The organism is Sphingorhabdus sp. (assembly GCF_044357595.1).
In the GTDB taxonomy this organism is placed as follows: Bacteria; Pseudomonadota; Alphaproteobacteria; order Sphingomonadales; family Sphingomonadaceae; genus Sphingorhabdus_B.
Window position 1 is genome coordinate 1 of the sequence record NZ_JBIKPH010000088.1, and the last position, 10149, is coordinate 10149.

The following is a 10149-nucleotide window of genomic DNA, read 5'->3' on the forward strand; positions in this document are numbered from 1 at the left end:
AGATGGTCGAGAATGGCGATCGCCTTGCTGGAGAAGCCGCATTGCGGAAATAACGGACTGCCCTTCATAAACAGGACGACATTATTGCCTTTGACGATCTCTTCGATCCGTTCGTGAACACTCATCTGTAATACTCCAAAAATTTAAGGAATGGCGGTTGTTAGTTGCAAGGCATGCAAAACGCCGCCCATGCGGCCGCCTAGCGCGTCATATACGGCCTTATGCTGCTTCACGCGCGGAAGCCCACGAAAACTCTCGCTCACTACGCGCGCGGCATAATGGTTGCCGTCACCTGCAAGGTCGGTAATCTCAACCTGCGCGTCGGGCAGGGCGGCTTTTATCATGCCCTCTATCTCTTCGGCCTGCATTGCCATTAGGCGGGCTCGATAAACTGGCGGCGCGCTTCGACCATCTTATCTTCCAGCGCTGCACGAATTGTTGCGTCATCGACATCAACGCCAGCCGATGTTAAATCGCCAAGCAGCTTGCGTACAACATCTTCCACGCCCGATTCTTCGAAATCGGCCTGAACCACGGAGGTCGCGTACGCGGTTGTTTCTTCTCGGGTCAGGCCCATTTTCTCTGCGGCCCATTGGCCAACCAACTTATTCCTGCGCGCAGTGATTTTGAACTGAAGCTCCGCATCATGTGCAAACCTGTCTTCAAAGGCGTTTTCGCGTTTATCGAAAGTCGTCATGTTGCCGTTCCTAACTGCTGAATATCCAAGATAATACGTGTGCGTGCTATCAACAAGGCAATTGATATCAAATATGGACCACCAGTTTCCCAACTGCTGCTCGGTCGCCAAGCCGCGCAATCGCTGTGCCAGCATTTGCCAGTTCAAATGTTTCCGAAATGCGCGGCTTGATTTTGCCTGAAGCGTAAAGGTCAAACAATTCGGATATGTTCGCGTGGTTCTTCTGCGGCGTGCGTGCGGCGAAAGCACCCCAGAATACACCACAAACGTCACAGCTTTTCAGCAAAGTCAGGTTTAAGGGCAACTTCGCGATGCCGGCCGGAAAACCGACCACAAGAAACTTGCCTTCCCATGCAATCGAACGGACCGCAGGCTCGCTATAGTCGCCGCCGACAGTGTCGTAGATGATGTTGAAACCGTCCCTGCCAGCGGCCGCCTTGAACATTTCAGCGACGGCCTTTGATTGGTCCTTATCGAACGGCTGATGCGGGTAGACAACAACTTCATCCGCGCCTGCCTCACGTGCGATGGCGGCTTTGGCCTCGCTCGATACGCCCGCAACCACGCGGCCACCATAAGCCTTCGCAAGCTCAATCGCCGAAATACCGATACCGCCAGCGCCGCCGAGAACAAGTATATTGTCCCCCGTTTTCATATGGCCGCGGTCCTTGAGTGCATGGATGGACGTGCCATAGGTCATGAGCAAGGCCGCGCCATCGTCAAACGACATAGCGTCGGGCATTTTGAAGCAGTTGAATGCCGCAATCGCGACCTTTTCGGTGAGCCCGCCATTGCCACACAAGCCAATCACGCGGTCACCAACGGCAAAGCCGCTGACGCCATCGCCGATAGCTTCGACCACGCCACCGATTTCACCGCCCGGCGCAAAGGGGCGTTCGGGCTTGAACTGGTATAGGTCGACAATCATTAAGGTGTCGGGGAAGTTGATCGAGCAAGCCTTCACCGCAACAACGACTTGGCCAGGGCCAGCAACGGGTTCTGGCAATTCGCCCATGACAAGCGTTTCAGGGCCACCGCTCGCGGTCGATAATAAGGCGCGCATTTCTCTCTCCTAGGCTATGTTGGGCGTCAGCCAAGGCTGGCTTGCCGATATTTTTGTCTCATATGTAGAGATCGCGTCGCTGCTTTTCAGCGTCAACCCAATCTCGTCGACCCCGTTTATCAGGCAATGCTTGCGGAACGGGTCAATTTCAAATGCGAACCGATCTTGGAATGGTGTTGTCACCGTCTGCGTTTCCAGATCGATATGAATGCTGTCCGTCTGCGCGACTTCCATCAGCCGATCGATCGCGTCCTGCGGCAGCACGATTGCGAGCAATCCGTTCTTGAACGCGTTGCCCGAAAATATGTCGGAAAAACTGGGCGCTATAACCGCCGAGATGCCCAGGTCAGCCATCGCCCAAGCGGCATGCTCGCGACTTGACCCGCATCCGAAATTGTCGCCAGCAATCAATATTGGTGCGTCTGCATACGCCGGATCGTCAAAGACGTTGCCAGGCACTTCGCGCAAGGATTGAAACGCGCCTTTGCCAAGGCCCGACCGGCTAATAGTTTTCAACCAAGCTGCAGGAATGATGATGTCGGTATCGATATTTTTCAGCCCGAGCGGATAGGCTCTGCCAATGACGCTGCTTATGGGCTTCATACTATCAGTCCGTTTCGGTTTTTGGCGGGTTCTGGGTTATGGGTGCGGCATCGGGTTCAGGGGACAAGGGTTCAAGCTTGCCCTTCTTCTGTGTCAGACTGCGCCGCCCTGCATATAACAACGCAGCCACCAATGCTGCGGAGCCAACCGCTGCGCCAACCTTAGCTGTGGTTGACCATGTGTCGCCATTGGAATTTTTATTGGTCATATAGCTGTTCCTTGATGGATTAACCTTAGCTTTGGCGTCTGTGCCAAGTAAAGAAAATAGCTTATTTTTGCGCAGGCGCCTATCTCATGCGTCAACGCCTCCATGCAATTTAGTTCATCAATTCGCGGACATCAGTAAGCTTGCCCGTCACCGCGGCCGCGGCGGCCATTGCAGGACTTACCAAATGCGTGCGCGCACCTGGTCCTTGCCGCCCGACGAAATTGCGGTTGCTGGTGGACGCGCAACGCTCTCCGGCAGGAACCTTGTCTGGGTTCATACCCAGGCATGCTGAGCAGCCCGGTTCGCGCCATTCCAGACCTGCGTCGATAAATATGCGGTGTAGCCCCTCGGCCTCGGCCTGATGCTTCACAAGGCCGCTTCCCGGGACGACAATTGCCCATTTGACATTAGCTGCCTTTTTACGGCCCTTCAGTATAGCGGCAGCGGCGCGCAGATCTTCAATCCGGCTGTTGGTACAACTGCCAATGAAGACATTCTGCACTTCAATATCTGTCATAGCAGTGCCAGGCGTCAGCCCCATATATGCTAGGGATTTCTTGGCGGCTTCTTGCTTCGACGGATCGGCGAAGGTGGATGGGTCGGGAACAATGCCGGTAATGGGCAATACGTCTTCAGGGCTTGTGCCCCATGTAACGCTTGGCGCAATGTCGGCGGCGTTTATCGCCACGACCTTGTCATAGACTGCCCCAGTATCGGTAGCGAGTGAACGCCAATAAGCCTCCGCTGCGTCCCACTGCGCTCCCTTTGGCGCCATCGGACGGCCCTTGAGATAAGCAAAAGTGGTGTCGTCAGGTGCCACAAGACCAGCGCGCGCGCCATGTTCAATCGCCATGTTGGAAATGGTCAACCGGCCCTCAATGCTCAGCGCGCGAATGACAGCGCCCGTATATTCGATAACATGGCCAGTGCCGCCCGATGCGCCCAACACGCCCGTGATGTGGAGTACAACGTCTTTGGCGGACACGCCCGGCCCAAGTTCACCTTCGACACGGACTTCCATCGACTTTGATCGCGTCAGTTGAAGCGTTTGGGTTGCAAGTACATGCTCTACCTCGGATGTGCCGATTCCAAAGGCCAAAGCCCCAAGGCCGCCGTGGCAGGCAGTATGGCTGTCGCCGCATACAATCGTAGTACCGGGCAGCGAGAAGCCTTGTTCCGGCCCGACAACATGTACGATGCCCTGCTTAATGTCGGTGGCGTTGATATAGGCAATGCCAAACTCCGGCGCGTTGCGTTCCAACGCTTCCAATTGCTGTGCGCTTTCGGGGTCGGCAATCGGCACATGTCGCCCATTGCCGTCTAACCGCGCGGTAGTGGGTAGATTGTGATCGGGCACTGCAAGCGTAAGATCGGGTCGCCGCACGCGCCGTCCAGCAACGCGAAGGCCTTCAAAGGCTTGCGGGCTGGTGACTTCGTGGACAAGATGGCGGTCGATGAAAATCAGGCACGTCCCGTCATCCCGTTGCTCCACGACATGGGCGTTCCAGATTTTTTCATAAAGAGTTTGCGAAGTTGGCATAATGACAATGACATAGAAGCGATTGCAGCGAAATCAAGTGAGGCGTCGCTGCTTGCACTTCAAAGATGCAAACTTTACGTCTATGAGGTGTTCCATGAGCATAATCAGCATCATCCTTATCGTGCTTGCAACGGTCTTCATTATGGAGTGGGTCGCGTGGTCCAGCCATAAATACATCATGCATGGATGGGGTTGGGGATGGCACCGTGACCATCACGAGCCGCACAATAACGCACTGGAAAAGAACGATCTTTACGGCATTGTCGGTGCAGTGATGAGCATATCACTGTTCATGATAGGCAGTCCTCTTATACTGGGCGACAATGCGTGGGCGCCTGCAACATGGGTCGGCTTAGGCGTCATGTTTTACGGCATCATCTACACGGTTGTGCACGATGGCCTCGTGCATCAACGCTATTTTAAATATGTCCCGCGCCGGGGCTATGCCAAACGGCTGGTGCAGGCGCACAAGCTGCACCACGCCACAATCGGCAAAGAAGGTGGCGTGAGTTTTGGATTTGTGTTGGCACGTGACCCGGTCAAATTAAAAGCGGATCTTAAGAAGCAGCGCGCGGCAGGGACTGCCATCGTACGCGATGCCGCCATTGAAGCTTAGTTTTCAGGCTTACGCCAAATCCAGCTGAGACAGATTACGGCGACGCCCAGCGGAATGAGCGACAAAGGCAAAACCATCGCGGCAAATGATATGGCGATGCTTACGCCAAAGGCCATCGTCGCCGACCATTTTGCCCGCCTGCTAATTACGCCCTTTTCGCGCCACGCAACCAAATAGTGCCCGAATCGCGGATGAGCCATCAATCGTGCCTCAAGCGCTGGGCTGCTGCGTGCGAAACAGAATGCGGCTAATATCATAAACGGGACGGTTGGCAGCAAAGGTAGAAAAATGCCTATCGTGCCGAGCGCTACCGCCAGCAGTCCCGCGGACAGATACAGTTGGCGCTTAATCAATATTGGTGAACTGCTTTGGTAACATAATAGCTGCCGAGACCTTCGGGGCCGCCTTCGCTACCAAAGCCCGATTCCTTTACCCCGCCAAATGGCGCGTCGGGCATCGAGATAACGAAACTGTTGAGGCCAACCATGCCTGTGTCAAGCGCATCGGCAACAAGGTTTGCCTGCCGCGCATTCTCCGTGAAAGCATAAGCCGCAAGACCGAAGGGCAGGCGGTTGGCTTGCGCGACGGCTTCATCAAATGTCTTGAATGGCCGCATCAAAGCCACGGGACCAAAAGGCTCGTCGTCCATGACTTTTGCCGACATTGGCACGTCAGACAATACCGTCGGTGCGAAGAAAAAGCCTTGGTCCCCGCGTGACCCGCCGGTCAGCAGCTTAGCGCCTTTCGAGGTAGCATCGTCGACCAGTGCCGCAATTGCCGATGGCCGCCGCTCATTGGCCAGTGGCCCCATGACCGTGCTTGCATCGAGACCATTACCAACCTGGACCTTTTTCGTAAGCTCGGCAAAGCCAGCCACAAAGCGGTCATAGACGCCCTCCTGCACATAAAAGCGCGTAGGAGAAATGCACACTTGGCCCGCGTTCCGGAACTTGGTTGTTGCGGACAAAGTGATTGCCTTTTCCAGGTCGCAATCATCGAAAATGAGCACGGGCGCATGTCCGCCCAGTTCCATCGTCGTGCGTTTTACCCCCTCTGCGGCAAGCTTGAGCAAATGCTTGCCGACAGGGACGGAGCCAGTGAAGCTGACTTTGCGAATGATCGGGGATGCAATCAGGTGGCGGCTGACCATATCGGGTACGCCGAAGACGAGCTGCGCGACATTGCCGGGGACGCCGCCATCAATGACGCACTGCATGATCGCGCTGGTGCTTGCGGGCGTTTCTTCGGGCGGTTTTGCGATGATCGAACATCCCGCCGCAAGAGCAGCTGCCATTTTCTTACACATCAGATTAACCGGAAAATTCCAGGGCGAAAACGCGGCCACCGGGCCAACCGGCTGCTTCAAAACTAACGCGCGCTGTCCCGTTGGCCGGACAAGAACCCTGCCATAGCTGCGCTTGGCTTCCTCGGCGAAATACTCGAACTGCGCGGCGCAGGAAAGCACCTCGGTGCGGGCTTCAGCAAGCGGCTTGCCTTGCTCAGTGGTCAGCAGAACGGCAATTGCCTCAGCGCGTTCGCGAATGTGATCAGCAACCTTGCGCAAGATGGCCGCGCGGGCGTTGACGTCCACTGTACGCCAATGCGCAAACCCCTTTGCCGTTGCGGCAAGAGCCTCGTCAAGGTCGGCTGCAGTTGCCAGCGGTAATGCCGCTAGCGTCTCTCCGGTCGCGGGGTTGATGACATTATGGCAATCGCGGCCTTCGCCCGTGCGCCAACTACCGTCAATATAAAGACCCAAGTCAGTGGTATAGCTCATCGGTTTTCCTGCAAAATCTATATGTTCTGCATGTAGGCGTCACGTTGAGGGTTTGGAACCCCTTGCAAGGCGCAAAAGCCAGAAAACCGGAAGGCCGATGAGCAATAAAGCAACGCCCCAGATCAATGCTTCGGTGCCTGCGCCATAAATCGTCCAACAGGAGTATAACGCCGCGAGGAACAGAATGATCTTAAATCCTGCGCCGACTTTCAATGCCCCCGTCTGGATAAGCCGGAATGCCGCCGCCGCACAGCCGAAATACATAACGAGCACGATTGCAGTGGTGAGCACTATCAGGAATTCAAACATCGATGCCATGGACCGGCTGCTGTTCATCAGGATGACGAGGGTCAATAGACTGGTGGAGAAGACATGGGCATTGCGCGGCGTGCCATTTGCGGCGGCTTTGCCCATGAATTCTGGGAATAAGCCATCGCGTGCCAGGGCGGCGGGCAGTTCGGCTTGGCACATGATCCAGCCGTTTAATGCGCCAAGCGCACTGATTGCGCCAATTGCGGCGATCGCCGTGCCGGCATTGGTGCCGGCATAGATATTCACAAAATCGGCAAATGGCGCGGCTGATGCGCTGGTAATTGCAGCCGGTAGCATCAGGACAACTGCCGAGCAGACCAAGATATATATGCCGCCAGCACCGGCCGTTCCAAACAAGGTGGCACGGTTAATGGTGCGTTCGGGGTCTTGCACTTTGTCGGCTGGCACGGTGGCGAGCTCAAGGCCAAGCATCGCCCATAAGGTCAATATGGTGGCCGTTGAAATGCTTGCTGTAGAGATATCTGCCGTATCAAAAGTGCGAATAAGCCCAGTGCCTTGCGTTGCCAGCACATAAGCAGCAAGGCCAATGACTGCGATGAGCGGGAGCAACTTTGCAATGGTCCAAATAATCTGCACCTGCCCTGCCAATTTGGTTCCGCGGATGTTGATTAGCGTGAATGCCCAGACGATGGCTATCGTAATGGCCGCTGACACGCCGTGCGTGCCGACAATCGGAAACAGCTGACTAAGATAGCTTACGGCCGCCGTCGCGATTGCCGCATTGCCGACCCACATCGAAATCCAATAGGCCCAAGCAATCGCAAAGCCCGCGCCATCGCCAAAAGCGGCACGGGTATAGGCGTAAGGTCCGCCTGCCTTTGGTAAAGCCTTGCTGAGCGCACCAAAGACCGAGGCAACGCACAAAGCGCCGGATACAGTGATGAACCATCCGATGACCGAATTCCATCCCAAAGGCGCAAGGCTTGCAGGCAGCAGGAATACGCCTGAACCGATCATGCTGCCCATGACCAATGCGAGCGCCATCCAGAATCCCATCGGACGCCCTGTTGCGGCTGTATCTTCCTGCACTTAAAATCCCCCGTTCCGCGCAAGCTTGCATGGAACAGGGGCAAAAGCCAATCTTTGTTTCACGTCCCAACGGCGCTGGCATGTGCAGTTCGCCCAGCAGCAACCGAGTTACACCCCCAAACAGGCCAAAGGCGACACAGTCCTGCGACGATCGAGCCACGACAATGGGCATATGCCCCCTGAACGCCGTGCCGCCCTACACGCGATTGCCCAGCAAAATGCTTCCAAAGCAGGACATATTATGTCAGCGATGGCCAATGGATATTGCGGGTCAGACAGGTGACGTCATTATACGGATGGCGCAGGGCTCGGATGCCGATGCGATTGCGCAGATTTATGCGCATCATGTGCTTAACGGCACCGCTAGCTTTGACATTGTGCCGCGAACATCTGCGGAAACAGAACAGAAAATCGGCGATATTTTATCCAAAGGATGGCCGTTCCTGATCGCCGAACGCGATAACAGGATATTGGGATATGCCTATGCGACGGCCTTTCGAGATAGGCCAGCTTATGGCTTTACCTGCGAAGATTCCATCTACGTTGATCCGGATTTTATGGGGCAGGGTGTGGGTGCAAAGTTGTTGCGCGCATTGATGGTGCAGGCAACGCAATGCGGCTTCCGCCAGATGGTTGCCGTCATCGGCGGGGCGGAACCCGCTTCGGTAAAGCTGCATAGTAAGTTGGGTTTTACGCAGTCCGGACGAATGCGGTCCGTTGGTCGAAAGTTCGGCCGCTGGCTTGACAGCGTCTACATGCAGGCAGAACTTGGTGAAGCAGATAGGGCGCTGCCGGTGCGAGAACCCGTCTAACGGGTTATGTTGATTAAAAAAGGTGCGCCGTTGCCGCACGCAAAGGAGAGAGAAAATATGGCAGAGTTTGAATTGGTCGCAGACGGCCTTCGCTTCCCTGAAGGACCGGTAGTCATGCCCGACGGCAGCGTCATTCTCGTGGAAATCGCCGAAGGACAAATCACCCGCGTGCACGCCGACGGAAGCAAGACAGTCATTGCAAAGCCCGGCGGAGGACCAAATGGCTTGGCGATTGGCCCGGATGGCAAGCTATATTGCTGCAACAATGGCGGGTTTGAATATATGGAAGCCAATGGCTTTCTTGCGCCGCACGGCATTGCGCAGGATTATTCAGGTGGGCGGATTGAACGGATCGATATCGACACCGGTGAGGTCGAGATTCTGTATAAGTCCGGCGACCATGGTTGCAGTCTGCGTGGACCTAATGACATCGTGTTTGATGCGCATGGCGGCTTCTGGTTCACCGACCATGGCAAGATTGATTACGCCAAACGCAGCCATGATGTTGTTGGTATCTTTTATGCCAAAGCAGATGGTAGCTATTTGGAAGAAGTGATCTTCCCATCCAACAACCCCAATGGTGTTGGCCTGTCCCCCGATGGTAAAACGTTATATGCCGCCGAAACCTATACCTGCCGCCTGATGAAGTTCAACATCACTGCGCCTGGCAAGGTCGCCGGCGATGCGGGCCCTGGCGGGCCCGGCATCCCGGTATACCGCCCGGCAGGATATAAATTCTTCGACAGCCTCGGGGTAGAGGCCAGCGGCAATATTTGCGTCGCTACTATCGGCGAGTGCGGTATTAGCGTCATTTCGCCCGGTGGGGAGTTGGTCGAATTTGTCGCGACCGATGATATATTCACCACCAACATTGCGTGGGGCGGCGACGATATGTTGGACGCTTATATTTGCCTGTCGGGCAGCGGGCGTCTCGTGAAAACCCGTTGGGCGCGGCCGGGGCTTAAGCTCCAACATTAGAACTGGAAATCGGTGTATGCGACGGCACAAGGAAGCGCATCTCATTAACCGCATCGGCTGGCTGCGCGCGTCTGTTCTTGGCGCCAATGACGGTATAGTATCGACCGCAAGCCTGATTGTAGGTGTCGCAGCCGCGCAATCGGCGCCCGCAACAATTCTGCTTACGGGGATTGCGGGGCTGGTTGCTGGCGCAATGTCGATGGCGGCCGGCGAATATGTGTCGGTCAGCTCGCAGGCGGATTCCGAAAGCGCGGATCGTGCGCGCGAAGAGAATGAGCTGGCGACAATTCCAGACAAGGAACGTGAAGAGCTTATCGGCATTTACGAGCTACGGGGCCTTGACCGGGCGCTGGCGGAGCAGGTGGGCGACAAGTTAACGGAGCATGATGCGCTGGCCACGCATTTGCGTGACGAGCTTGGCATGGCAGCGCATACTGCCGCGCGGCCAGTGCAAGCCGCATTGGCCTCGGCCGCTGCGTTCACGATTGGTGCG

The 10149-nt window shown here is 55.9% G+C and carries 13 protein-coding genes and 1 pseudogene; 4 read left to right on the forward strand and 10 right to left on the reverse strand.

The features are described 5' to 3' along the window. From ACIQ2T_RS09250 to leuC, 7 genes and pseudogenes are all read right to left on the reverse strand, one after another. Positions 1 to 125: pseudogene (locus ACIQ2T_RS09250) on the reverse strand (monothiol glutaredoxin, Grx4 family); the annotation flags it as partial. A gap of 18 nt (positions 126 to 143) precedes the next feature. Further along, positions 144 to 374, reverse strand: a complete 231-nt coding sequence (locus tag ACIQ2T_RS09255; RefSeq protein ID WP_306063664.1) for a BolA family protein — start codon at positions 372 to 374, stop codon at positions 144 to 146. Then, positions 374 to 697: a DUF1476 domain-containing protein gene (locus tag ACIQ2T_RS09260; RefSeq protein WP_397590561.1), complete on the reverse strand. Its 324-nt coding sequence runs from the start codon at positions 695 to 697 to the stop codon at positions 374 to 376. Before ACIQ2T_RS09260 ends, ACIQ2T_RS09255 begins: the two co-directional genes overlap by 1 nt. 67 nt (positions 698 to 764) lie before the next feature. Continuing rightward, on the reverse strand, positions 765 to 1760 hold the full coding sequence (locus ACIQ2T_RS09265; protein ID WP_397590562.1) for an NADPH:quinone oxidoreductase family protein: 996 nt from the start codon (positions 1758 to 1760) through the stop codon (positions 765 to 767). A gap of 9 nt (positions 1761 to 1769) precedes the next feature. Further along, on the reverse strand, positions 1770 to 2363 hold the full coding sequence (leuD, locus tag ACIQ2T_RS09270) for a 3-isopropylmalate dehydratase small subunit (protein ID WP_353206891.1): 594 nt from the start codon (positions 2361 to 2363) through the stop codon (positions 1770 to 1772). A 4-nt stretch (positions 2364 to 2367) separates the two neighbouring features. After that, entirely contained in the window at positions 2368 to 2571 is a 204-nt protein-coding gene (locus tag ACIQ2T_RS09275) for an isopropylmalate isomerase (RefSeq protein WP_300033773.1), read from the reverse strand. A 109-nt stretch (positions 2572 to 2680) separates the two neighbouring features. Next, the gene (gene leuC / locus ACIQ2T_RS09280) at positions 2681 to 4111 is read right to left on the reverse strand and encodes a 3-isopropylmalate dehydratase large subunit (RefSeq protein WP_397590563.1); all 1431 of its coding nucleotides are present in this window, start codon (positions 4109 to 4111) and stop codon (positions 2681 to 2683) included. Between the two features lie 94 nt (positions 4112 to 4205). Between leuC and ACIQ2T_RS09285 the strand changes: the two genes are divergently transcribed. Beyond that, complete coding sequence (locus ACIQ2T_RS09285) at positions 4206 to 4727, forward strand: sterol desaturase family protein (RefSeq protein WP_397590564.1); 522 nt, start codon at positions 4206 to 4208, stop codon at positions 4725 to 4727. Here the strand turns inward: ACIQ2T_RS09285 and ACIQ2T_RS09290 are convergent. Genes ACIQ2T_RS09290 through ACIQ2T_RS09300 form a run of 3 tightly spaced genes read right to left on the reverse strand, consistent with a single transcriptional unit; the run spans position 4724 to position 7866 of the window. Next, the gene (locus ACIQ2T_RS09290) at positions 4724 to 5077 is read right to left on the reverse strand and encodes a YbaN family protein (RefSeq protein ID WP_397590570.1); all 354 of its coding nucleotides are present in this window, start codon (positions 5075 to 5077) and stop codon (positions 4724 to 4726) included. The genes ACIQ2T_RS09285 and ACIQ2T_RS09290 overlap by 4 nt on opposite strands. Further along, positions 5077 to 6504 carry an NAD-dependent succinate-semialdehyde dehydrogenase gene (locus tag ACIQ2T_RS09295; protein ID WP_397590565.1) on the reverse strand — a complete coding sequence of 476 codons (1428 nt, stop codon included), beginning with the start codon at positions 6502 to 6504 and terminating at the stop codon, positions 5077 to 5079. Before ACIQ2T_RS09295 ends, ACIQ2T_RS09290 begins: the two co-directional genes overlap by 1 nt. 39 nt (positions 6505 to 6543) lie before the next feature. Then, complete coding sequence (locus tag ACIQ2T_RS09300; RefSeq protein WP_397590566.1) at positions 6544 to 7866, reverse strand: amino acid permease; 1323 nt, start codon at positions 7864 to 7866, stop codon at positions 6544 to 6546. A gap of 257 nt (positions 7867 to 8123) precedes the next feature. Between ACIQ2T_RS09300 and ACIQ2T_RS09305 the strand changes: the two genes are divergently transcribed. The 3 genes from ACIQ2T_RS09305 to ACIQ2T_RS09315 form a co-directional block, all read left to right on the forward strand. Continuing rightward, the gene (locus ACIQ2T_RS09305; RefSeq protein WP_397590567.1) at positions 8124 to 8678 is read left to right on the forward strand and encodes a GNAT family N-acetyltransferase; all 555 of its coding nucleotides are present in this window, start codon (positions 8124 to 8126) and stop codon (positions 8676 to 8678) included. Between the two features lie 57 nt (positions 8679 to 8735). After that, entirely contained in the window at positions 8736 to 9656 is a 921-nt protein-coding gene (locus ACIQ2T_RS09310) for an SMP-30/gluconolactonase/LRE family protein (protein ID WP_397590568.1), read from the forward strand. A 16-nt stretch (positions 9657 to 9672) separates the two neighbouring features. Next, the coding region (locus ACIQ2T_RS09315) for a VIT family protein (RefSeq protein WP_397590569.1) at positions 9673 to 10149 on the forward strand (477 nt) is incomplete at its 3' end.

What these genes read in the sequence shown, in the direction of transcription:
- leuC (WP_397590563.1), bottom strand. Translation starts at nt 4,111, where the DNA reads ATGCCAACTTCGCAAACTCTTTATGAAAAAATCTGGAACGCCCATGTC.
- leuD (WP_353206891.1), bottom strand. Translation starts at nt 2,363, where the DNA reads ATGAAGCCCATAAGCAGCGTCATTGGCAGAGCCTATCCGCTCGGGCTG.
- ACIQ2T_RS09295 (WP_397590565.1), bottom strand. Translation starts at nt 6,504, where the DNA reads ATGAGCTATACCACTGACTTGGGTCTTTATATTGACGGTAGTTGGCGC.
- ACIQ2T_RS09285 (WP_397590564.1), top strand. Translation starts at nt 4,206, where the DNA reads ATGAGCATAATCAGCATCATCCTTATCGTGCTTGCAACGGTCTTCATT.
- ACIQ2T_RS09255 (WP_306063664.1), bottom strand. Translation starts at nt 374, where the DNA reads ATGGCAATGCAGGCCGAAGAGATAGAGGGCATGATAAAAGCCGCCCTG.
- ACIQ2T_RS09310 (WP_397590568.1), top strand. Translation starts at nt 8,736, where the DNA reads ATGGCAGAGTTTGAATTGGTCGCAGACGGCCTTCGCTTCCCTGAAGGA.
- ACIQ2T_RS09275 (WP_300033773.1), bottom strand. Translation starts at nt 2,571, where the DNA reads ATGACCAATAAAAATTCCAATGGCGACACATGGTCAACCACAGCTAAG.
- ACIQ2T_RS09305 (WP_397590567.1), top strand. Translation starts at nt 8,124, where the DNA reads ATGGATATTGCGGGTCAGACAGGTGACGTCATTATACGGATGGCGCAG.
- ACIQ2T_RS09265 (WP_397590562.1), bottom strand. Translation starts at nt 1,760, where the DNA reads ATGCGCGCCTTATTATCGACCGCGAGCGGTGGCCCTGAAACGCTTGTC.
- ACIQ2T_RS09260 (WP_397590561.1), bottom strand. Translation starts at nt 697, where the DNA reads ATGACGACTTTCGATAAACGCGAAAACGCCTTTGAAGACAGGTTTGCA.